This is a genomic window from Mycoplasma phocoenae (assembly GCF_012934855.1).
Classification (GTDB): Bacteria; Bacillota_I; Bacilli_A; order Mycoplasmatales; family Metamycoplasmataceae; genus Metamycoplasma; species Metamycoplasma phocoenae.
Map to the genome: position 1 here is coordinate 336387 of NZ_CP051481.1, position 23455 is coordinate 359841.

Below are 23455 nucleotides of genomic sequence, written 5' to 3' on the forward strand. Positions count from 1 at the left end.
GATAAAGATGTAAATAAGGGAGATATATGTTTAATAAAACAAAAATAGTAGCCACTATAGGTCCTGCTTCAGACAATTACGATACAATAAAGAAATTAATACTAAACGGGGTAAATGTTGTTCGTGCTAATTTTAGTCACGGATCTGGTGAAGATCATAAACACAAATTCGACATTGCGAAACAAATTTCAAAAGAATTGAATATTTCAATTGCAACGCTGTTAGATACAAAAGGTCCAGAAATAAGAATAGGTAAAGTAGAAAACAATATTGTTAAAATAGAAAAAAATCAAACATTGGAACTTCTTTGTGACGCAAATGTTTATGCAGATTATGTTGGTAACAGCCAAAGAGTTTGTGTGTCATATGAAATGCACAAAGATTTAAAAATCGGAGACGAAGTTTTATTGGATGATGGTAAACTAAAAACAGTTGTTCAAAATATAATCGATAATGTGGTTTATGTTAAAACATTTAATGGACACAACTTAAAAACAAACAAAAGAATTAATATTCCTGGTATTGAATTTTCATTACCATTTCTTTCAAAAAAAGATAAACAAGATATTTTATTTGGAATCAGTTACGGTGTCGATATTATTGCGGCGAGTTTTGTAAACAGTAAAGAAAACTTAATTGAATTGCGTGAATTTTTAAAAAATAATGGCGGTGAAAACATAAGAGTGTGTTCAAAGATTGAATCTGTATCTGGAGTTAAAAATATTGTTGATATTATAAATTACAGTGATTCAATCATGATAGCGCGAGGCGATTTGGGATTAGAAATTCCATATTATAATGTTCCCGATATTCAAAAATTCATTATTAAAGAATGTAACAAATTAAATAAAGAAGTGATCGTTGCAACACAAATGCTTGACTCAATGGAAAAATCTCCTTTGCCTACTAGAGCTGAAGTTACTGATGTTTACTGAGCTAATGAATTAGGTACGGATGCAACTATGTTGAGTGGTGAAACAGCTTCAGGAAATTTCCCTGATCGTTCAGTATTTATTATGAATGAAATAAATAAAAAAGCGCAATCGGATTTTATTCAAGACACTATTAGCTATAGATATTACATTGATAAACTTTTTTTTGAATCAAATCCTAAAGAATATTATGCATATGATTTAGCCCAAAAAACTCACGATGAAAAAATAGAATATATATTTGTATACACTGAAAATCCTGAAAATTTAAAGATAATATCAAAATATAGACCGTATTCAAAAATTATTGCTATTTTTGATAAAAAAAGCAAAAATAATTCCATTGCTTTGATTCATAACGTGACATCCTTATATGATAATGAAGAAGAATTTAATAACTTTTCAAAAACGCATCAACCTTCTCAAAAAATACTTGATCAATTTAATATTGATGACTCAGTAAAATTTAAAGCATTGAAAATATAATAAAAAACTCGTTCAATATTATTGAAAGAGTTTTTTATTTGTCTCCTAAGTATTTATTATAAGCACCATTAGCTGCTTTTATATAAGCCCCAGGTAAACGAGATCTTCCGAGTAATTTGCCCCCAAAATAACGAATAACCACTACTAAAACATTTTCAGCTTTTTTTAATTGGAGAAGATTTAAAAGTGGCAATCCAGCAGAACCCTTGGGTTCTCCATTGTCATCTCCCTTTTCATTAAATACCCCATTGGAAATTAAACGATATGCAAAGCAAATATGTCTAGCTCTTTTGTTTTCTGATCATAATTTTTTAATTATTTCTTTTACTTCATCTTCTGTATGGACATTATAAATTATTCCGATGAACCTTGATTTATTTATTTCGTATTCAAACATAATTAATTTATTTTATCTTCATCTATTCTATCATCTCAGTATGGTTTAACTAAGTTATAGAAAAAGTTTTCAAGTTGTTCATTTTCAGTAATAAATGCAAGTCTATATAAATTTAAAAACAAAATATATCTGTATAAATTATTTGGAATGTCGGTTTGAATCATTTCTTCAATAAAATTATTGATTCCTTTATTTAATTGTTCGTCTTGATATTCGAAGTAACTTATGACATCTCAATAAAAAATCGATTTGATGCATCATTCTAATAATTCATTTTTATTTTGTAATGCATTTTCTAAATAACTATCTACTTCAGTTTGTAATCCACCTCATTTAAGTGCTATGGCTTCAAAGTATGCAATATGTAGTCCTATATTTCTAGGGTCAATATTTATTCCTTCTTCGAACAAATCATGTATTCTTTTTCTATTTTCAGGTTCAAGAATTTTTGAAATGTGTAATTTAATAATAATATAACTGATTTTAAAATCAGTTTTATTAAACTCTATTGAGTTTAATAATTCAGCAGCATGGTTTATGTATTCAGTAAATAATCTCAAAGAATCTTCATTCGTTTCAATTGCTAATTTTGATCCTCTAATTTTTTTTCCGCTAACTAAATATCAATAGGCTTTACTCAATTTAGCTACTGTGTTTTCAGAATCTTTTTGTAATCAATGATTAATAAACGAATCGTTTTCTATATCTGCCAATGTTAAAAAACCAAAATATTTATAATCGTCAGTAAAATTGCGAATTTTTTGTTCAACCAAGTCGAATCTTCCATGTATTAAATCTTTTTCCAGTGCTAATAATTCGGGATCGTGACAATGCATGTATTCATAGAATTCATATTCTTCTTCCTCATCCTCACTATTTACTGCATTTAAATATTGCTCAAATTGATTCTGTAATTCTTGTGTATTTATTACAGCTTGATTATTTATGTTAACGTTTGAGTATGGATTGTTTATAGCTGGTAAATTTTCAAATTGTTTGAAAAATTCTTCCATGTCAACTCCGCATCTTTCCAACTCTTCGATGTCTTCTTGTTTAACAAAGTTTAAAGCATGAGCTTTCAATTTATTATATTTTTCTTTATCCATATAACACCTTTCTATAAAACTATTATAATAAAATTAACTATAGATAAACATTTAATTTAATATTGTGCATACACAATTTAAATATTGATATAATTTAAAAATGTTAAAAATTATTGCAGAATATTGCGACCGTATCGATAAATATATTACTAATAATACTGAAATTACACGTAACAACATCCAAGAGCTCATTTCTCAGGGGGCTGTCACAGTAGATGGTGTTCGCGTAAATAAAAACAAATTTACAGTTAATACAGGTCAATTAATTCATGTTGAAAAATTGATTGATAAACAAGTTAATATTGAACCTCAAAACATTGATATTAATATTGTTTATGAAGATGAAAAATTATTAGTAATATATAAAAAATCGGGAATGGTAACGCACCCCGCACCGGGAAATTATAGAGATACATTGGTAAATGCACTTATGTATCATTTTAAAAATAATTTGAGTAATGAAAATGGCTTAAATCGTTTAGGAATTGTGCATAGATTGGATAAAGATACAAGTGGGCTTATGTTAGTTGCTAAAGACAATGAAACACATCGTTTTCTAGCAGACCAATTGAAGGGTCACAAAATAGACAGACACTATATAGCGATTGTTGACGGAGTTATTGAAAACAAAATAACAAACATTGATTTACCAATAGGAAGAGATCAAAAAAACCGTCAAAAAATGGCAGTTACTAAAACGAATTCAAAAGAAGCTAGAACTAAAGTCACAGTACTGGATTATGTAAGGGTCAATAATGAAGAGAAGACATTGGTTGAGTGTGAATTGAGCACTGGAAGAACTCATCAAATCAGAGTACATTTATCATATATTAAACATCCTGTATATGGCGATCCCGTTTATGGAAAAGAAATTGATTGCTTTAACCAAAGATTGCATGCATATAAAATATCGTTTAAACATCCAAACGGAGAAATGATGACATTTGAAACTGAATTACCCTGAAAAATGATTAAAGACATGAAAAACTTACCAAATAAAGATTAATACAAATGAAAATTATTGTTAATATATAATTTACATAAGTTTAAGGAGAAAAATGAACCCATTTGAAGAACAAAACATTTCATCAAAAGAAGAGTTAATGAAAAATGATAAACACAAATATAGACCGTTTTTTATTTGATACGGAGTTATATTGTCAATATTTTTATTAATGACATTAGCGACTGTAATCACAACATTATGTTTGATGAATTACTACAAAGAATTCATAGATCAATGAATTCAATCAAAATCAAATAACAACATTGATACTACTGAATTTTCAAATACAAATTCGTACATGATTTGATCATTATTGTTTAAATCAATTATCTTTTTAATAATCTCTGCCTCAATGTTGATAACTTATATCACTGGTATGAAAAGGGCTATGATTACAAAAGATTATGCTCGTTTCAATTTAGGTCACTTCCGTTACATTGTTATGGTAGTTATATTCTTTGTTTTTACAACTTCACAAAAATTAATTACAATGAAAGAAACTATTGTTCCTTTATCAAAAGATATAAATACAATTTTAATATTGGCTTCAACTATATTTATTTTGATTGGACACTTTACCGTCGGAAATAAATGTAAAGCAATTGTTAAAACATTTATTAGAATTGATGTGCTTGAAAAACAAAGAAAACTTCAAGAAATGATTATGAAAAACCAAGGACAAAATCCTATGTTTCCAATGTTTCCTTTTATAACACCAAATACAGAATCAGTGAACAATCAACAAAATACAACTCAAACAAATCAATCTTCCGAAGTGTTTACTTATAATCCCGAAGAAGAAAATGCGTCTGCAGAAGACAAGGAAATTATTAATTCAAAATATTACCAAGTAATGAAGGAATTTGATAGACCAAAATTAATTTCTATGGCTGAAAAGTTAAACATTTATGGCGCTGATGAATTAAATGATATGCAACTGAGAATTAAAATTGCGCGCATTTATTTAGCTGCCGAATCAAAAGGAGAAGAAAATGTTCAATAATACATTATTACAAACCACTGAAACGACTTCACAGCAAACCCAGCAACCTAATTTTTTAACCAATATTACAATATGACTAATGTTATTTGCCATATTTGTAACATTATGAATGTCTTACAAATTCTGTAAAAGTTTTCCAATTTCAATAACAAATTCAAAAAACATCACAGGATACAAATTGAAAAAACCATTTGTTTATGGACTTAAATGATCTAACCCAGTCATTATTAATTTAATAATTTACGTTTTTGCAATTATTGGTTTTGATATTTACGTAGTTGTAAAAATAATTTTTTTACTAAAAAATAAAACTAACATAAATCAAGCTTACATGTACATTGCTGCATTAGCAATAACTGTTGTGTTAATAACTGGTTGTGCATTATATAGTTTTATTGTGTTAAAAGTCAAATTTAAAGACTTACAATATCATTCAAAAAACATTGAAGAAGATGTTAAAAATGAACTATCTAAAACATATAAAAATCAATCAAATAAAACATTTTCTTTAGACATTGAGCAATTAAAATTAGAAAAACAACCACCTGCAATAATTATAGGTATTATGAAACTAGATAAAATGTATAGAGATATAGAAAAGTTAAATTTCAAGAAAGCGTACTCAAATGCTCTGGAAATCGAAGCTATAACCAACTACTACAAACATTATGTAAAAACATACACTGTGTATGGAAATTATTTCAACGAAGAATATCAAAAGTCAATTACTGAAAACATTATTGACTACACAAAAGACTATTCATCAACAATTGAAAAACAAATTAATTGAATGAACAGTGTCGAGTTGCAACATAAAATCAACAAAGGTGATATCAAACCGGAAATGTTATTTGTTGATAGAACAAACTTATATCAAGTTTATAAAACAAAAAACAAAAACTCTTTAGTTTTAACAAACACTAACGAAATGTTTTTATTATCATTCAAACCTTCGTTAAAAATAAATGTTATATTCGAAGATCAAACCCTTCAAGTGTTCGATGTTTACGAATTACTTGATTTCGTAAGACATCAATCTTGAATCAATATGTTAAAAAAAACAAATAAATAATTATTTAAAGCAGCTTTGAAGCTGTTTTTTTTAAATTTTGTTAAAAAAGAAGCCATTTTTATATAATTAAATTTACTATGGAAAAGACAATGTACACAAGTTTATTAGCAATTAAAGCTAAATACGAAGATATAGAATCTTCTTTACAAGACCCAAATGTTTATGAAGATATTAAAAAATATACAAAACTACAAAAGGAGCAAAACTCAATCAAGGATATATACAAATCATTTTTAAAATTTTTAAACGCTGAGGAAACATTATTACAAGCTAAAGAAATCCTGAAAAATGAAAAAGATGCTGAATTTATCGAATTAGCAAAATTAGATATTGATTCATCTGAAAAAATCATGACTGAAACAGAAGACGAGCTGAAAATATTATTATTACCTAAAGATGAAAATGATGAACGAGATGTTATCATGGAAATAAGGGGAGCTGCCGGAGGAGATGAGGCAAATATTTTTGCCGGTGATTTGTTTAAAATGTATCAAAAATATTGTGATGACAATGATATGAAAATCAGTGTTATTGACACAACATTTGGTGCAGCCGGAGGATTTAGTCAAATTATTTTTTCAGTTAGTGGTGATAAAGTCTTTTCAAAATTAAAATTTGAACGGGGTGTTCATAGAGTTCAACGTATTCCAGCAACTGAAACTCAAGGTAGAGTGCACACATCAACTGTTACAGTAACTGTTTTACCAGCGGTTGAAGACGATGTGGATGTAGATATTAAACCAAACGATTTAAAAATTGATACTTATCGTTCATCAGGAGCTGGTGGGCAATCGGTTAATACAACTGATAGCGCCGTACGTATTACACACATTCCTACAGGTATTGTTGTAACATCGCAAGATGAACGCTCGCAAATTGCCAACCGTTTACAAGCTATGAAATTGATTCGATCAAAAATATATGAAATAGAAATGCAAAAAAGAGAGCAAGAAGAATCAGCGTTACGTAAATTAACAGGATCAGGGGATCGTTCTGAAAAAATTAGAACATATAATTATCCTCAAGATCGTGTTACTGATCATAGAATTAGTTTCAATGCTTCATTGAAATCAATTATTGATGGTAAATTCAATTTAATAATCGATGCCTTACTTTCAGAAGAAAAAGCTGAAAAAATCAAAATGATAGGTGAAGCAAAATAATTATCACAGTCAATGACAATGTCATTGATTTTTATTTTTTTTAGTACTAAAGATTGATTTTCATTGACAAAATTTAATTTTTTTCAAATAATTGCAACAAAAAAAAAAAAAAAACATAATTTAAACTGATAGAAATCTATCAATAAAAAAAAGAAAGGTATCCAATGTATAAAATTAATTTAAAAAAACAAATAATAATGGCTTCTATTTCAAGTTTAATAGCCCTTATTTTAGCTTTATTGACTATTCCATTTATTTCTAATGCATCTGGACTATTACAATTCGCAGCTGCCATGAAAGAAGATGGCATTTACGCATCTATCATTAAAACTTTCGCTGACGAAACCTCATTATATTCAACTGGTCAAACCCTTAGAGTATTTGGAATTATGTTTTTAATAGTATTTATTTTTATTATAATTTCTGGTATTGCTCAAGCTTATTTAGCAATAAAAAACGTGTGTGTAAATATAACTGAAGATTTTGTAGAATATACAGGAATGTTGGGCAAAAAAACCAAACTAAATTTAAATCAAATTGCTAATATAGAGTGCAAAAAAATGGATTTAATATTAATAACTGGTACAAATAATACAAAAATTAAAATTGCAACCAAAGGATTTCAAAATCCACTAAAATTAAAAAGCAGTTTAATGGACTTGAAAAAATAAATTAATTACAGTACTTATTGAAGTACTGTTTTTATTTGTTTTTTTTAAATATATTTAAATTTGATATATGATTAAATCAAAGAAAAATGCAAAGGAAATAATGCCTACAAAAGACGATTTAATTAGAGAAAAATGAAGATATAATCTGGATTTAAAAATAACAAATGAAGAACTTGAATTATTAGAAGATGACATGCCTGTGCAAAAAATCATAGGGTATGTGTATTTTAATAAAACAAAAATAAATGTAAATAAAAATGTTTTGATACCGCGTTATGAAACCGAAGAATTATTGAATATTTTTCATTCAAATGAATCAATTAGTACAAAAAGTACAGCGAAAGTACTTGATATGTGCGCGGGTAGTGGCTGCATAGGGTTAAGTTTAAAAAACAATTTTCCTCTTTTGGATATTACGTTGGCAGATATTGATAGCGAAGCAATAGAGCAAATCAAGTTAAACGCTAAAGAACTAGAAATGAATGTTAATATCATTCAATCGGATTTATTCTCGAATATAAATGAAAAATATGACTATATAATTAGCAATCCTCCCTATATTCCTTATACTGAACAATTATCTGATTCGGTTTTAAAACACGAGCCACACCAAGCTTTGTTCGCAAAGGATAATGGATATTATTTTTATGACATAATCATCAAAAATATGAACAATTATTTAACAAAAAATGGCAAACTGTACTTGGAAATTTCTGATCACATTTTTCCTTTAATGAAAGAAAAAACAATCGGATATAATATTGAATTTATTAAAGATATTAATGGTAAATACCGATTTGCAATTCTTAGAAACAACTCATAATAAAAAAACAGCGCATAATACATAATTGCGTTGTTTTTTTATGTTCAATGAAATAAAATTATTTTTGAATGAAATTTAATTCGTGCAATATATTAACTGATTTATCAATTGTTTGATAAATAGGACATTTTTCAATAGTTTTTTCAATGATTGTACTCATTTGTTCATGAGTACAATCGGCTGTGATATCGTATTCAAATTTAAAATCTTTCATTCCGACATATTTATTTGAACCAGGATCTCGTGAAGCGTTAATTGTTATAATTAAAGATTCTATTTTTATTTTTTGTTCTTTTGCATAAGTATTTATAAATGCTTTTTCACAAGCTGCAATACATGCTAAATATGTTTCAATGGGATTAGCAAAAACAATGTTGTTAGTATCGAGTATTATTTTAAATCCATCTTTTGTTTTGGTTACGTCAATTTTTTTGTCAAAATCGTAAATTGTTCGAATTTTGTATTGTTTCATGTTTTAACCTCTTTTTGCTTTTTATAAATAGATTATACATTATTTGGCACTCTTGAGCTTTTTGTGCTAATATTATTTATATGAATAACAAAAAAGATTATTATGAAGTTCTTGGAATACAAAAGAACGCAACAGAAAAAGAAATAAAAACAGCTTATCGCAAATTAGCTATGAAATATCATCCAGATAGAAATAAAGAAGCAGATGCTGAGGAAAAATTTAAAGAAGTTTCCGAAGCTTATGAAATTTTATCTAATGCCGAGAAACGTGCTCAATATGATAAGTATGGACATCAAGCTTTTGATCAATATGGTCACGGTGGGTTTGGTAATGCCGCTGATATATTTAAAAACTTCTTTAGTAAAGGATTTGGTGGTTTTGAAGGATTCGGAGATTTTTTCGGTTCTTCTTCAAGAAATTATGGTCCGCAAAAAGGGGCGAATATCGAAAACCAAATTACTATAGATTTTTTAGAAAGTGTATACGGCAAAAAAACTACTTTAAATTTAACTAAAATTGATATTTGTGATCAATGTTCTGGAAAAGGTGCTGAAAAATCAGAAGATTTTGAAAAATGTAAAACATGTCACGGTTCTGGAAAAACAAACAGCAACATGTTCGGTTTATTTCAAACAATTAGCACATGTGAAAAATGTAACGGTACTGGTAAATCAATTAAAAAAGCATGTTCTAAATGTAATGCCAATGGAATTGTTAAAACTCGTATTGATAAAGAAATCACAATTCCTGCTGGAATAATGAGCGGTCAAGCATTAATTATTGAAGGATTTGGGGTGCCTTCTAAGAATGGTGGTACTCATGGAGACTTACATTTATACATAAATGTTAGAAATCATGATTATTTCCGTCGTGTTGATAACGACATTATACTTGAAGTTCCGGTTTCAATTAAAAGCATTATAGCTGAAGAAGTTATTATGATCCCGACACCTTATGGCGAAAGGGAATTAAAATTAAATGACTCATTACGTGATGGTGACAAATTAATTATTAAAAATGCAGGTTTCCAATACACTAATTCAAACTTCTTAGGAAAAATGATAGTAATAATAAGAACATACATTCCTAAATTATCTAAAAAAGAAAAAAAAGAGATTTTAGAAGTATTATCAAGCACCAAAGATAAAACTTTTGACAAATGAAAAACGGATGTTCAAAAAGGATAAATTTTCCTTTTAAAAAACGCTATTTATATTTAGCGTTTTTTAATTTGAATTTAATATCAGTGATTTTTTGAAATTTTTAGCTAAGCATTGTGATGTTAATAAGTTTTTTTGTCAAGTTTTAATAAATAAAAAAAACTTAAATTTATATTTAGTTTTTATCGACTTTTTCATATATTGATTTATTTGTATTTATCAAGGTAATAATATGTTGTATTTTGCCAAAAATTCAACTTTTTTATTTATAATAAATTTTATTATGAGTGCTGAAAATCGAAAAAAATATTGACAAGGTTATCGTATAAATTTAAAATCACGTAATGCAATTTCCAAACAAATTGAAAGGAACAAAAAAAACTTTAAAAAATCATTTTTTTATATTGAAAAAAATGTTCCTGAATTTGAAAAAAAACTTGAAAATTTAGAAAAAGAATTTTGTTTTGAACAAGGACTTGATATTAACCAGTCACAAAAAAATATAAAAAAAGAACACGATTTTCAATTAAAACAAGCAATAGAAAAAATCAATAATTTAATGAGCGAAATTTCTATTGATGATAAAGAATATAATGAACTCTTAAAAAGAACAAAACTAAGAATAGAAAAAGAATTTTTAGAAGATGAAGAAATTAATGATTTAAAAAAACGAGTTTCATCAAACAAATTATCAATATAAGGGAGTATTTATGAAGAAAAGAATTAATATCGCAATAGATGGGCCAAGTGGAGTTGGAAAATCTAGTGTTGCACAACTTTTGGCCAAACATTTTGGATATTTTTTCATTTCAAGTGGATCACTATATCGTTTAACAGCGTTATTAGCCTTAAGAAATAATATTGATACAAAAAATGAAGAAGCAGTTTCTAAATTGTGACGATTTGAAGATGTTAAAATTGATGAAAAAGAAAATTGATATTTCAAAGAGGAAAATGTTACAAAACAATTAAGACTTGACGAAGTGTCACAAGAAGCTTCTAATGTAGCGGTTCATCCTAAAATCAGAAAAAGAGTTGTGAATTTTTTACAATGATATTCAAAATCTTATCCCGGCCTAATCATTGATGGACGCGATGCGACGTATAAAATTTTACCTGATGCTGAATTGAAAATATTTTTATGAGCTGACGCTAATATAAGGGCACAAAGAAGAGTGGAACAAAACAAAGAATTAGGTTTAATTTCTGATTATGATATTGTTTTAAAACAAATAAAAGAACGTGATGAACAAGATATGAATAGAGAAAAAGACCCATTGATATGTTCAGAAGGTTCAATCAAAATAGATTCTTCTAATTTGACAATCGAGCAAGTTTATGAAGTTATTAAAAAATTAGCTCAAGAAAGGATTGGTTAATTATGAAAGATTTAGTTGCTATTGTAGGAAAACCAAATGTTGGTAAGTCAACATTATTCAATAAATTGATTAACAAAAGAAAAGCCATTGTACACGACACACCCGGAGTTACTCGTGATCGTATTTATGATGAAGCATCATGAGCGGGCGTAGATTTCAAAATTGTGGATACTGGTGGTATTACTGTATTTACTGATGATAAAATGCAAGATCAAATAACTATTCAAGCGCAAATTGCTATTGAAGAAGCAAGTATTATAGTATTTATGTTAGACGGAACACAAGATTTAACTAAAGAAGATTATTACGTTGCAAATTTATTGCGTAAAAGTAATAAAAAATGCCTTTTAGCAGTCAATAAATTAGAGGGACAAAGAGGAATATTTGACCCAATATTTTATTCACTTGGGTTTGATGAAATATTTGCAATCAGTTCAATACATGGAGAAGGTCTTGGGGAATTACTGGATTCAATCGTTGAGAAGGTGGATAAAAATAATCAAGATGAAGATAAGAAATTCAAATTGAGTATTCTTGGAAAACCAAATGTTGGTAAATCATCTTTACTGAATGCGATAGCTGGTTCATATCGTTCAATTGTGAGTGATGTAAGTGGAACAACGAGAGATTCAGTTAGTGAAATTATTTCAATCAAAGGTGAAGAATTCGAAATCATTGATACAGCCGGTATAAAAAGAAAATCAAAACTTGTAGAAAGTGTTGAACATTATGCTTTAATGAGAGCTTTAAACTCTTTAGAAGAATCAGACTTAACGTTATTAGTGCTTGATGCTACTGAAAATATGAGTCACTTTCACAAACGTATTATTGGATTTGCTTATGAACAAAGAAAACCATTGATTATAGTGGTTAATAAATGAGATCTGATTGAAAAAGATACATATACAATGAGCAAGTTTAAAGAAATCCTTAAAGAAGAACTGAAATTTGTTGATTGAGCACCGATAGTATTTATAAGTGCTAAATACAATCAACGTTTAGATAAATTAAAAGATACCATTGTTAAAGTAAAAGTAAACATGGAAAGAAAAATCCCTACTCACAAATTAAACGAAGTATTAGTTATGATGCAAATTGTTAATCCTGCATCATCGATTAAAGGTAAACGTTTGAACATAAAATTTATGCAACAAGTAGAAGCTAAAATACCTACTTTTGTACTGCATGTTAATAATAGAGATTATGCACACTTTAGTTATTTACGTTATGTCGAAAATCAAATAAGAATGAATTTTGATTTTGAAGGAACACCGATTAATATCTTATTAAGAAGTAAAAACGAGGATAAAGATGAGTAGAGTTACAATAATTGGTTCCGGATCAATGGGAAGTGCAGTCGCTAAAATTCTGCACACTAATGGACATTCGGTCGTAATTTACGGTATTGACGAACAAGAAATTACTGAGTTAAAAGTAGGTAAAAATACAAAATACTTTCCAGAGGAAATAATGTTACCTAATTTCGAAACCACAAACATACTAAAAGATTCACTTCATAATACTGAATATATAGTACTAGCTGTTCCTTCGAAGTTTATGGATAGTGTATTAAATGATGTAATACAAAATTTAAATTCCAAAGTAGTTCTTATTAATATTGCTAAAGGATTTTATCCAGGTACTATAATCCCCTTGCATACTGCAATAAAAGACAAAACTTCGGATAATACATGTGTGAGAGGTGTTGTTTCATTAATAGGACCAAGCCATGCAGAAGAAATTGTTAAAAATTCAATAACAGTCGTAGACGCAGTTGAGGAAAACATTGAATTAGCAAAAGAAATTCAAAAACTATTTTCTAATCATTACTTCAGGGTGTATACACAAACAGATGTAATTGGTGCTGAAATAGGTTCGATATATAAAAATATATTAGCTATTGCTTCAGGGATTTTGTATCAAAAAAAATATGGAATAAATACAAGAGCTGCTTTAATAACAAGGGGTCTTGTCGAGATGAAAAAATATGCTGAATATAACGGGGGAAAATTAGAAACCTTATTTGGACTTACTGGTATAGGTGATCTTATCGTTACTGCCTTCAGCGAATTTTCTAGAAACTTCAGTTTCGGTGTTTTATTTGCTAAACAAGGTCAAAAAGCACTTGAAACTAACATGACAGTTGAGGGTTTAACTGCTTTAAATGCAATATACAATAACGTCATTAAAGCAAACAAAATGGAATTGCCAATAACTCACGGGCTTTACAAAGTCATTTATGAACAAGTTGATATAGAAAATATGTTAAAACAATTAATACAACGAGATTTAAAAAGCGAAGAATAGAGGAATCATGAATAAAAAAGAATTAATAGTTACAGTCGCAGAAAGACTGGGTTATACAAATGTTGAGACAATGAGAATTTATGACACTATTGAAAGCGTTATATTTGAAGAATTAAAAAAAGGTAATAAAGTCTCAATATCTGGTTTTGGAACATTTGTGATTCAAAGTAAACCAGAAAAAGAAACAATCAATACATTTAGCAAGGAAAAATTAATCATTCCAGCAAAAAATGAACCTAAGTTCAAATTTTCTAAAAATGCTAAAGCAAAATTTAATTAATTAAATAATCTATATAATTTAAAATTCCGGGAAAAATTAAATCGATTTGTTGACCAATTTCAACACAATCTTCAATTTTGAGGGATTTTTTATTTTGAAAAAATTTATGTAAATCAGTTGCTTTTATTAAAAAGAATAAGCTTTCTTTTTTAAATAAAATAATATAAAATGCAAATCCTCCAAAATATTCAATAAGCTCCAAATATCGCATTTGGTGTTTTTTTAAATTTTGAAATAATAACGGACTTTCATTACATTCTTTTGCTTCGAACGCTAAAAATTTCCCATTGTATATACCATAATAATCTACAGTTGATTTGCTAAATATATTTGCGCCTTCCAATGTTAAATTACCACTGTTTTTGAGTACTTTTTTGAATTTTATGTCTAAATTTTTTTTCTGCACATAAGCAATTTGATTTCTAAAATAATTATCGTTAGATTTATTTATTATCGACTCTAAGAGCATTCCTTTATTTTTCATTTTTACCTTTCTTTATTTATAAAAGTAAAAAAATCAATTGATTTCTAAAATATAAAAGTTTTTTGTTAAACTATGGTTTTTCTATAGAAAAACACCAATTCCCTTTAAATGCTTATTTTTAATCTATAATTTTTAATTATGATTAAACACGGAATTGACATTGCACTTGTAAAAAGATTTAAAAAAATCAATCGGAAAACAATAGAGAGATTTTTATCGCCAAATGAAGCTGAAATTTTTAAAAAACTTCGTAACGAGAAATTTTTAAAAGAAAATACAAAAACTTTATTTTTAGCAACGAGGTGAGCTATTAAAGAAGCCTTATTTAAAGCAGACAATCAAAATTACAAGTACTCTGAAATTGATATTAAGAAAATAAACGACGTGTATACTTATGAAAATTATTCAATTTCAGTTAGTCATGATGGAGAATATGTAATTGCAAGTGCAATTAAAATAAAGGAGTAACTATGAATTTAAAAACAAAAATGATTTTATTAAGCCCTTATTTAGGTCTTAAATTACTGGGAATCATGAGAAGATCTAAACAATATCAAAAATCACCAGCAATGTTTTCTGCACAAGATAGACATGATTGATTATTGGCGAGAGCAAAAAAATTTTTAAAAATTATGAAAATAAACGTTGTTGTTAAAGGATATGAAAATTTACCAAAAAATACAGCGATACTATATCCGAACCATGTTAGCGATTTAGACCCAGTCATAATGATGGCCGCACTAGCTAAACAAACTAAAGATAAAAACGTTAATAACAAAATGACAACATTTTTAGCTAAACAAGAATTACAAGATCATAAAACAACAAGAAGAATTTTAGATTTGATTGATACATTTTTTATCAATCGTAAAAGTTTAAGAAAAACACTTATCACCATGGACTCATTAGGTACATTTGCTAAAGAAAACAAATCTTATGCAGTAATATTCCCTGAGGGAACAAGAAGCAAAACAAGCGAATTGTTAGACTTTAAACCAGGAGCGTTTAAAATTGCAAAATCTAAGTTTTACAAAATTGTGCCTGTAACAATTAATAACTCAGGATTGGCAGCCGATCCAAAACGTTGCAATAGTATAGATGTTGAGGTTATTTTCCATAAACCAATCAATGATTTATCAGTACAAAGAAGTAACACAATTGAGATTGCTCAATACGTTCAAAGAACTGTTGAATCTCAATATTTAAAACAAGACGTTTATGTAAGCGAAAAAGTTAAAAAAGAAAATCCTAATAAATTATCATACGCAGAAAAACAAGAAAGAAAAGAAGCTAAAAAACAAGCTAAACTTGAAAAGAAAGGTCTATAAATAATGACTCAAGAAAAGCCACAAGAAACAAGTTTATATAGCGAAAATTTAGTTTTTAATATAGGTGACTTTAACGGCCCCTTGGATTTGTTAGTCAGTTTAATCAAAAACAAAGATACTAATATTTTTGACATTGATTTAAATGAATTGGCAACTCAATATTTACAAATTATTCAAAATTTATCTGATAGCGATTTTGACACTGCTAGCGAGTACTTAGTGATGGCCGCTAATTTAATTCATTTAAAAGCAAGAATGATATTAAAAGATCCTGAAGAAGAAGAACAAGTTAAGGAAGAGAAAAAACGTCTTCTTCAACAAATAGCCGAATATCAAAGTTTTAAAAAAATTTCGCAAACCTTGAGAGAACAAGAGATTGCTCGGAAACAATTATTTCAAAAACAACCCAGTGATTTAACTGATTTTGTTAGACCTATAGATGATTCAGTATTGGATGGGCATTCTTCCCCAACTAGATTGACAATTATTTTAAGAAGAATGTTTGAAAGAACTTATGCTGAGTCTTTAAAACAAATCTCGCTAAAAACACAAAACGTATCACCTGAAGAACAAAAACAAAGAATTATAAACTTATTAAAAACTAAAGACGAATTAACATTTGAAGATATATTCACAGTGCCTTCTACTGGACATTTTGTAATTAGTTTAATTGCGTTGTTAGATCTTTCTAGACAACAACAAGTCGTTATCGAACAAAACGATGATATTGAAATCATAAACGTAAGAAAAGGAAAAGAATATGGAACACTATACTAAAATAATTGAAGCCTTAATTTATGTTCAAGGAGATGATGGGTTAAGTGCTAGTCAATTAAAAGAAGTTTTAAAACTTGAATCTATAACTATTTCAAGAAAACTTTTAAAAGAATTTAAAGAAGAATTTAATAAACAAGATAGAGGTATTAATGTTTATGAATTCAATGATATTTTTAAATTTTTAACTACTGAAGAAGCTAAAGAAGTCATCAGCGATTTGGTAACAATTGTTAAAAGACAAAATTTGTCACAAGCTGCTATTGAAACAGCTGGAATTATTGCTTATAAACAACCAGTAACTCGTTCTATGATAAACAATATCAGGGGCGTGGTAAGTGATGGTATTGTTATAAATTTATTAACTAAAGGAATCATTGAAGAAGTTGGTGTAGCTCCTACGCCGGGAAGCCCTATTTTGTATGGTATCACTGATAAATTTTATGATTATTTTAAAATCCAATCTTTATCAGAATTGCCTCCCTTCCCTGAGTTCAACAATTACAACGAAGAAGGAAATTTAGAGGAAGATGAATTTGACTTATTTAACTCTCAACGTCAATCTGAAGAATTAAATCAAATTGAAAATACTGAAGAAAAAGAAATGATAGAGGTTGAATATGTTGAAAATTAAAGCTACTAAAAATGATGAAGGAAGAACATTACTTTCGTTTGTTAAAAAATCAGCTAACAATGTTCCAATCTCGCGTATTGAAAAAATATTTCGTAACAAAGATATTAGAGTTAATGGTGAAAAAACAAACGATAAACAATACAAACTGAAAGCCAATGATTTGATTGTAATTTATTCAATTGAAGATGCTCAAAAGAAAGAACATATCCAAAAAACCAATGTTACTTTTAAAAAAATATATGAAGATGATGATATCTTGATTGTCGACAAAAAAGCTGGAGTGGCTATGTCAGGCGAAGATGATTCATTAAATAATCAAGTTTTAACATATTTAAAATTTGTGAAAACTGATACTTTTACTCCGTCATCAATAGGCCGTTTAGACAAAGTTACATCTGGATTAGTTATATATGCTAAAAATTACGCAACATTAGTCGAATTTAATAAAAAAATCAATGATTTTGAAAAAATATATCAATTCCAAAGTGATTTTGAAGGTGATGAAACATTGACAGTAAGATTGAAAAAAGATATTGAAAAACAAAAAATGAAAGTAGATCGAGAAAACAAATTCGGCGTGCGCGCACAAACAAGATTATGAGTTGAAAACGGTAAGAAATATGCACAAATATTTACAGGTAAAAAGCATCAAATTCGAGCAACATTGGAATATTTACAAAAACCTATCCTAGGAGATAGAAAATACGGCGGAAAACGTTCACACAGAGTCTTTTTACATGCATATAGCATTACATTACATAATTTAGATAAAAAATGAGATCACTTAAACGATCAACAATTCATTTCATTCCCTAAATGATAGAAAAGGAGAAAAATGACCAAATCAAAAATGACTGAATTAGCCAAATTATTATTATTTGAGCCTAAAGAAGAAGTGTTTCAAATGCTTGAAAAAGAACACGAAAACATTAAATCCCATTTAGAATTATTGTCTAAATTTGATCTAGATAATATCGAACCTATGACGCACATTAATAGTGAATTAATTTCTTTCGATTTACTTCGTGATGATATTGTTGGTACAACTATTGAAAAAGAAAATATATTAAACAACGCAAAAAAACATGACAATGATTTTGTAACAATGAAAAGAGTAGTCAATGAATAATTTAGGTAATTTAGAAAAAGCTATTGAACAAGCTAAAAATGACAAAAACAATGCTGTTGCGTTTGTTTACGAAAATCAAAAACTTAACAAAAATGGTTCATTAGCCAATGCAGTATATTCATTAAAAAATAATTATGCAACAGCTGATGCAGTTACCCACGGTTCAAGCAAAATATTAGAAAATTTTATACCTTATTACGATGCAACAGTAGTTAATTTATTGAATAACGCTGGAGCTGTTTGTGCTTTTAAAACAAACTTGGATGAGTTTGGACTAGGTGGCACAGGTGAATATTCAGCATACGGACTTGTAAAAAACCCATTAAACAAAGAATACCTAGTGGGTGGATCATCTTCAGGTTCTGCAGCAACCTTAACTGAAAATATTTCTTTTGCAATTGGTTCAGATACAGGGGACTCAGTTCGTGTACCTGCTTCTTTTGTTGGTAAGGTAGGATTTAAACCTTCATACGGAGCTGTTTCGCGTTTTGGGTTATTTGCTTTTGCTTCATCTTTAGATACTGTCGGGTGATTGACTCACGATGTATATGATTCATTTAAAATAGCAAACGTATTATTTCAACCAGATTTTAAAAACGATAACTCTTCTCAAGATTTAAGATTCGAGTCAAAAAACATTAAACCAGTCAAACCAAGAAAAGTTGCATATTTACAAGTCAGTGAGTATTTAGATAATGAAGTAAAAGAAGAGTATCAAAAAACTATCGCAAAATTAAAAGCCGAAAATATTGAAATGGTGGAAATCAAGATTGATGAAGACCTATTGAATTCTATTAATGTTGTTTACCAAATAATTGCATTTACTGAAGCTAGTTCTAATTTAGCTAATTTAACCGGAGTTCATTTTGGGGAACAAATTGAAGGAAAAGATTGAGAAGATACTTTTATTAAAACAAGACAACATGGTTTTGGTCCTATGGTTCAACGAAGATTAATTTTAGGTTCATATTATTTAGAAAAAGAAAACCAACAAAAGTATTTACTAAAAGCTCAAAAAATGCGTCATTACATTAGTGATTATTTTACTAGCATTCATAAAAATCATGACGTGTTTATTTACCCGGCAAGCAAATCTTCGGCACCTAAATTCAATACACAAAGTACTGAATGTTTTTTTGATTTCATATTAACGAATTCAAATTTAACGGGTAATCCATCAATGACTTTGCCAATGGGTATTTGTAATAATAATATGCCATTTTCTTTGGCTATTGATGCTGAAAAATTTAATGATGTTAAAATGCTTCAAAATGCTTTATATCTTGAACAAATATTGAAGGAGAAATAATGTTTAAAAAAGATTGAGAACCAGTTATAGGTATTGAAATTCACTTAGAATTAAACACAAAAACTAAAATGTTTTCTTCTGCACCGAATGTTTTTTCATTAGAACCAAATAAAGGTGTTAACGTAATAGATTTGGCATATCCAGGAACATTACCATTATTGAATAAACAAGCAGTTATATTCGGAATCAAATTGGCAAAAGCATTAAAAATGAAAGTTGATAACGAATTACATTTTGATAGAAAAAATTACTTTTATACAGATTTACCAAAAGGTTATCAAATAACTCAACAATTTAGACCAATAGGTTCAGATGGTGTTTTACCCATTGAAATTAATAATAAAATAAAAAATATTGATATCGAAAGAATACATTTAGAAGAGGATACAGCTAAACAAATACATGAAGGTGATACCACTTTCATTAATTACAACCGTGCCGGAGTACCATTGATTGAAATTGTTTCAAAACCAGTTATCAAAAGTGCTAAAGAAGCTGTAGAATACATCAATAATATAAGATTAATAGCGTTGTCGTTAGGGATATCGGATGCTAAAATGAGTGAAGGTTCTTTAAGAGCTGACGTTAATATATCAGTAAGAGAAAAAGGTACAGAACAATTCAATACTCGTGTTGAAATCAAAAACTTGAATTCATTATCAAATGTTGAAAAAGCTATTGAATACGAAATGCAATGACAAATTGAACAGCATGAAAAAGGTATTGAATTTGAACAACAAACAAAAAGATTTGACGAAGCATCACAAACAAATAAAATGATGCGTTCAAAATCTTCAGCAGTTGATTATAAATATTTTCCAGAACCAAACATTCCCATTATTCAATTAACTGATGAATTAATAAATTCAGTAAATGTTGATGAATTACCATGAGAAAGAAAACAAAGATATATTGAAAATAATTTAAACAATGTTCAGTATGAACAATTGATACAAAATATGGAGTATGCTAATTTCATTGATAGATTATGTAATATTTCAAACATAAGTTTAAAGAAAATAACCAATATATTTTTCAGTCAAATTGTTTCATTTTTGAATGAAAAATCAATTCAAATATCTGAATTACCTTTATCTTATGAAGAATTCGTTTTTATAATTGAACAAATGGAAGAAAACAAATTGCTAAAACATTCATTGAATGTAATTATGAATTCTAGAATGCTTGAAGAAAACATAAACATTGAAGAAATCATTAAATCTAATGATTTAAAAGCAAAGGATTTATCATTAGAAATAACAAGTATGATAAATGAAATTTTAAACTCGAATAAAGATTTAATGGAAGAATACACAACAAGACCAGACAGAGTAGTTAAATTTGTTGTTGGACAAGTTATGAAATTGTCAAAAGGTCAAGCAAACCCAGTACAAACAAAAGAAATTTTATTGAAAGCATTGGAAAAATAATGCAAAGAAAACCAAATTCAGGATGAGCTAAGAAGAGAAGACATAAAACACGAAGTCGTTATGGTAAATACGCTCACGGACATTCAATAAAATTTTCAGCGGGTACAGCCTTAATCGAAAGGATTATTAAATTATTTATTTATGGCATTTTAAGAATTGCGATTCCGAATTATATTAAATCATCAAAATTAAAATCAAAAAATATTGTTAATGATACTTATAAAAAATTAAATAGTCCCGAATTTGCATTTATTCCCTCAGGATTCGCGTTGTATTTATTTATGTCATTCATACCTGTATTGGCAATTGTTTCGTCGATTGGTAATATCAATGATGAATTCGGTGAAATATTGCGTTATGTTCAAAGTAGAATTATCCCGGGTATTGATAAGCTGATTCCTAATTTTTTAAATATTAGTAACGGTGTAAAAAGCGCTGAATTATATGTGGCTATATTATTTGTGATTTCAGCATTGTGAATATCAAGTAGTGGATATGCAAAATTTGTGCAATCAAATTCTATACTTTATGAGCATAATGATTTAGGAAATATTATTAAAAACAGAATAAAAGGTATTTGAATTGTTATTTGCTTAACCATTATTCTTACAATTGGATTTTTAATAATTACATCCTTTTTATATTTTTTAAAAACTAAAGCCGGATATCACATTGATTCTTGACAATTCAAAATGGTATTTTATGTAACTATACCGTTTTTGATCATGATGTTTTTAACGATGTCTTATATGTTGCTATATCATCATGCTCCTTTATTTAAGGTGAAATATTCACAAGTTATGCCTGGAGTGTTAATAAGTTCTATTCCGATAACAATATTTGTTGTTTCATTTGGTTTTTTAATTTCATTAATTAATTACGAAAAATTTGGTATCTTATCATCATTTATGTATATACAATTTTTCTTAATGAACATGTCTTACTTTACATACATGGGTGTATTAATTAATGCAAGTTTTTTTAAAACATTTGTTTCATCGCAAACAATTTCTAAAAAAACACGTCGTATTTAAAATATAAATATATTAATATAAGCATATAAATCTATCAATAAACTATAATTGTTATGAAAGGAAAAAATATGGAAAAAGTACCTGGAGGAATTAAACATTATTTAGATTGGTTGCGCAAACAAACTGATATAAACTTCACAAGATGAAGTGTTAAAAAAATAGCGTTTGTCGGCGTTTTAATTGCTATTAGTGTTGTATTCTTTATCATATCAGTGCGTATATTGCCAATTAATGCATTACCGAGTTTTAAATTTTCATTTATTGGTTTACCAGTTAAAATTACTGGGTTCATATTTGGTCCGTTCATCGGGGCTATTACCGGTATTTTAGCAGATTTAATTTCTTTTGCTTTAGTTCCTACTTATTATAATTTTCTTTATACATTAGCAGTAGCAACAGCCGGAATTATACCTGGGTTAATTGCTTGATATTTCTTTAATCTAGGTGGAATATTATTCTCGTATCGTTACAAAAAATATAAATTAAAAGCAATTATCGACTACTACAATAATTTGCAAAAAATAGCCATTAATGAAGCTGATTTTGATCAAGCCCAAATATTATCAGAAAAAATTGGTTATTATGAAGTTAAGTTAATTTTGATTGAATCAAAAGCTAAACCCACTGAGTTAATAAATTTTGCATTTATTTCTACGGTGACATTGTTGTTATTGCAAGTTTTAATTATAATTTCAATATTGAGTTTTATTCCCGAAACAGTATTTACAAACAATCGTTTTATTAAAAGTAAATGATTCTATATGGTTATTACAACGAGTGGTTTTGCTACAATGGCTTTAGGTGTAGTTATTTATAGAATCTTTTTAAGAAGAAAATATCAAAGATTCATCGAAATTATGGCGGCAATTTCATTTTGCGCCTTATTAGAGTTTATAAATGTCGTACTACTATCATTAGGAGATACACTATCATTAAAAACTGATTTTTGAGTAAATATCACGGGGCACACATTATTGAGCCCGGTAAAAATTTGATTCAACTTAATTGTTATATATACAGCATATAGAATAATAAAACCATTAATATCAAAAAAAAGCGTTGCTGGTTATTAAAAT

Annotated in this window: 27 protein-coding genes; 23 read left to right on the plus strand and 4 right to left on the minus strand. The window is 27.9% G+C overall.

Features of this window, described 5'->3' with window-relative positions; all coding sequences use genetic code 4:
- Positions 1 to 26: 26 nt before the first annotated feature.
- A complete protein-coding gene (gene pyk, locus HGG69_RS01360; protein WP_169605019.1) occupies positions 27 to 1418 on the plus strand; it encodes a pyruvate kinase in 1392 nt (463 codons plus the stop codon).
- A 34-nt stretch (positions 1419 to 1452) separates the two neighbouring features.
- Here the strand turns inward: pyk and HGG69_RS01365 are convergent, their stop codons facing one another.
- Both HGG69_RS01365 and HGG69_RS01370 read right to left on the minus strand, forming a co-directional pair.
- Positions 1453 to 1815, minus strand: a complete 363-nt coding sequence (locus HGG69_RS01365; protein ID WP_169605020.1) for a YigZ family protein — start codon at positions 1813 to 1815, stop codon at positions 1453 to 1455.
- A 2-nt stretch (positions 1816 to 1817) separates the two neighbouring features.
- Positions 1818 to 2921, minus strand: coding sequence for a hypothetical protein (locus HGG69_RS01370; protein ID WP_169605021.1), 1104 nt, complete (start codon positions 2919 to 2921; stop codon positions 1818 to 1820).
- 100 nt (positions 2922 to 3021) lie between these two features.
- Between HGG69_RS01370 and HGG69_RS01375 the strand changes: the two genes are divergently transcribed.
- The 6 genes from HGG69_RS01375 to prmC all read left to right on the plus strand — a co-directional run bounded on the left by HGG69_RS01375 (position 3022) and on the right by prmC (position 8659).
- Positions 3022 to 3927 (plus strand): RluA family pseudouridine synthase, encoded by a 906-nt coding sequence (locus HGG69_RS01375; RefSeq protein ID WP_169605022.1) that lies wholly within the window; start codon positions 3022 to 3024, stop codon positions 3925 to 3927.
- Positions 3928 to 3979: 52 nt separating this feature from the next.
- On the plus strand, positions 3980 to 4930 hold the full coding sequence (locus tag HGG69_RS01380) for a hypothetical protein (protein WP_169605023.1): 951 nt from the start codon (positions 3980 to 3982) through the stop codon (positions 4928 to 4930).
- Between the two features lie 79 nt (positions 4931 to 5009).
- Positions 5010 to 6002, plus strand: a complete 993-nt coding sequence (locus HGG69_RS01385; RefSeq protein WP_169605024.1) for a hypothetical protein — start codon at positions 5010 to 5012, stop codon at positions 6000 to 6002.
- Positions 6003 to 6079: 77 nt separating this feature from the next.
- A complete protein-coding gene (gene prfA / locus HGG69_RS01390) occupies positions 6080 to 7165 on the plus strand; it encodes a peptide chain release factor 1 (protein WP_169605025.1) in 1086 nt (361 codons plus the stop codon).
- Positions 7166 to 7329: 164 nt separating this feature from the next.
- A complete protein-coding gene (locus HGG69_RS01395) occupies positions 7330 to 7836 on the plus strand; it encodes a hypothetical protein (RefSeq protein ID WP_169605026.1) in 507 nt (168 codons plus the stop codon).
- A 67-nt stretch (positions 7837 to 7903) separates the two neighbouring features.
- Positions 7904 to 8659 carry a peptide chain release factor N(5)-glutamine methyltransferase gene (gene prmC, locus HGG69_RS01400; RefSeq protein ID WP_237077119.1) on the plus strand — a complete coding sequence of 252 codons (756 nt, stop codon included), beginning with the start codon at positions 7904 to 7906 and terminating at the stop codon, positions 8657 to 8659.
- 58 nt (positions 8660 to 8717) lie between these two features.
- Here prmC and HGG69_RS01405 read toward each other — a convergent pair whose 3' ends face one another.
- Positions 8718 to 9131 carry an OsmC family protein gene (locus tag HGG69_RS01405; RefSeq protein WP_169605027.1) on the minus strand — a complete coding sequence of 138 codons (414 nt, stop codon included), beginning with the start codon at positions 9129 to 9131 and terminating at the stop codon, positions 8718 to 8720.
- 80 nt (positions 9132 to 9211) lie between these two features.
- On the opposite strand from HGG69_RS01405, the gene HGG69_RS03165 reads away from it, so the two are divergent.
- The 6 genes from HGG69_RS03165 (at position 9212) to HGG69_RS01435 (ending at position 14257) form a co-directional block, all read left to right on the plus strand.
- The gene (locus HGG69_RS03165; protein WP_169605028.1) at positions 9212 to 10318 is read left to right on the plus strand and encodes a DnaJ domain-containing protein; all 1107 of its coding nucleotides are present in this window, start codon (positions 9212 to 9214) and stop codon (positions 10316 to 10318) included.
- A 256-nt stretch (positions 10319 to 10574) separates the two neighbouring features.
- Entirely contained in the window at positions 10575 to 10991 is a 417-nt protein-coding gene (locus HGG69_RS01415) for a hypothetical protein (RefSeq protein WP_169605029.1), read from the plus strand.
- A 10-nt stretch (positions 10992 to 11001) separates the two neighbouring features.
- A complete protein-coding gene (gene cmk / locus HGG69_RS01420) occupies positions 11002 to 11670 on the plus strand; it encodes a (d)CMP kinase (protein ID WP_169605030.1) in 669 nt (222 codons plus the stop codon).
- Between the two features lie 2 nt (positions 11671 to 11672).
- Entirely contained in the window at positions 11673 to 12989 is a 1317-nt protein-coding gene (gene der / locus HGG69_RS01425; protein WP_169605031.1) for a ribosome biogenesis GTPase Der, read from the plus strand.
- Positions 12982 to 13977, plus strand: coding sequence for an NAD(P)H-dependent glycerol-3-phosphate dehydrogenase (locus HGG69_RS01430; protein WP_169605032.1), 996 nt, complete (start codon positions 12982 to 12984; stop codon positions 13975 to 13977). Before der ends, HGG69_RS01430 begins: the two co-directional genes overlap by 8 nt.
- A gap of 7 nt (positions 13978 to 13984) precedes the next feature.
- Positions 13985 to 14257 carry an HU family DNA-binding protein gene (locus tag HGG69_RS01435; RefSeq protein ID WP_169605033.1) on the plus strand — a complete coding sequence of 91 codons (273 nt, stop codon included), beginning with the start codon at positions 13985 to 13987 and terminating at the stop codon, positions 14255 to 14257.
- On the opposite strand, the gene recU is transcribed toward HGG69_RS01435, so the two are convergent.
- Positions 14250 to 14741, minus strand: a complete 492-nt coding sequence (recU, locus tag HGG69_RS01440; protein ID WP_169605034.1) for a Holliday junction resolvase RecU — start codon at positions 14739 to 14741, stop codon at positions 14250 to 14252. The two genes, HGG69_RS01435 and recU, sit on opposite strands and share 8 nt — an antisense overlap.
- A 138-nt stretch (positions 14742 to 14879) precedes the next feature.
- Here recU and HGG69_RS01445 point away from each other — a divergent pair, with 138 nt between their 5' ends.
- From HGG69_RS01445 to HGG69_RS01490, 10 genes are read left to right on the plus strand one after another with little or no spacing between them, the layout of a single operon-like run.
- Positions 14880 to 15209, plus strand: coding sequence for a 4'-phosphopantetheinyl transferase superfamily protein (locus tag HGG69_RS01445; RefSeq protein WP_169605035.1), 330 nt, complete (start codon positions 14880 to 14882; stop codon positions 15207 to 15209).
- Between the two features lie 2 nt (positions 15210 to 15211).
- Positions 15212 to 16069, plus strand: coding sequence for a lysophospholipid acyltransferase family protein (locus tag HGG69_RS01450; protein ID WP_169605036.1), 858 nt, complete (start codon positions 15212 to 15214; stop codon positions 16067 to 16069).
- A 3-nt stretch (positions 16070 to 16072) separates the two neighbouring features.
- A complete protein-coding gene (locus HGG69_RS01455) occupies positions 16073 to 16846 on the plus strand; it encodes a segregation/condensation protein A (protein ID WP_169605037.1) in 774 nt (257 codons plus the stop codon).
- Positions 16830 to 17477 (plus strand): SMC-Scp complex subunit ScpB, encoded by a 648-nt coding sequence (gene scpB / locus HGG69_RS01460; RefSeq protein ID WP_169605038.1) that lies wholly within the window; start codon positions 16830 to 16832, stop codon positions 17475 to 17477. Before HGG69_RS01455 ends, scpB begins: the two co-directional genes overlap by 17 nt.
- Complete coding sequence (locus HGG69_RS01465; protein ID WP_169605039.1) at positions 17464 to 18300, plus strand: RluA family pseudouridine synthase; 837 nt, start codon at positions 17464 to 17466, stop codon at positions 18298 to 18300. The genes scpB and HGG69_RS01465 overlap by 14 nt, the downstream gene beginning before the upstream one ends.
- Positions 18301 to 18312: 12 nt before the next feature.
- Positions 18313 to 18606, plus strand: coding sequence for an Asp-tRNA(Asn)/Glu-tRNA(Gln) amidotransferase subunit GatC (locus tag HGG69_RS01470; protein ID WP_169605040.1), 294 nt, complete (start codon positions 18313 to 18315; stop codon positions 18604 to 18606).
- Complete coding sequence (locus tag HGG69_RS01475) at positions 18599 to 19915, plus strand: amidase family protein (RefSeq protein WP_169605041.1); 1317 nt, start codon at positions 18599 to 18601, stop codon at positions 19913 to 19915. The genes HGG69_RS01470 and HGG69_RS01475 overlap by 8 nt, the downstream gene beginning before the upstream one ends.
- The gene (gatB, locus tag HGG69_RS01480) at positions 19915 to 21345 is read left to right on the plus strand and encodes an Asp-tRNA(Asn)/Glu-tRNA(Gln) amidotransferase subunit GatB (protein ID WP_169605042.1); all 1431 of its coding nucleotides are present in this window, start codon (positions 19915 to 19917) and stop codon (positions 21343 to 21345) included. The genes HGG69_RS01475 and gatB overlap by 1 nt, the downstream gene beginning before the upstream one ends.
- A complete protein-coding gene (locus HGG69_RS01485) occupies positions 21345 to 22379 on the plus strand; it encodes a YhjD/YihY/BrkB family envelope integrity protein (RefSeq protein ID WP_169605043.1) in 1035 nt (344 codons plus the stop codon). The genes gatB and HGG69_RS01485 overlap by 1 nt, the downstream gene beginning before the upstream one ends.
- 53 nt (positions 22380 to 22432) lie before the next feature.
- Complete coding sequence (locus HGG69_RS01490; protein ID WP_237077104.1) at positions 22433 to 23452, plus strand: ECF transporter S component; 1020 nt, start codon at positions 22433 to 22435, stop codon at positions 23450 to 23452.
- Positions 23453 to 23455 lie beyond the last annotated feature (3 nt).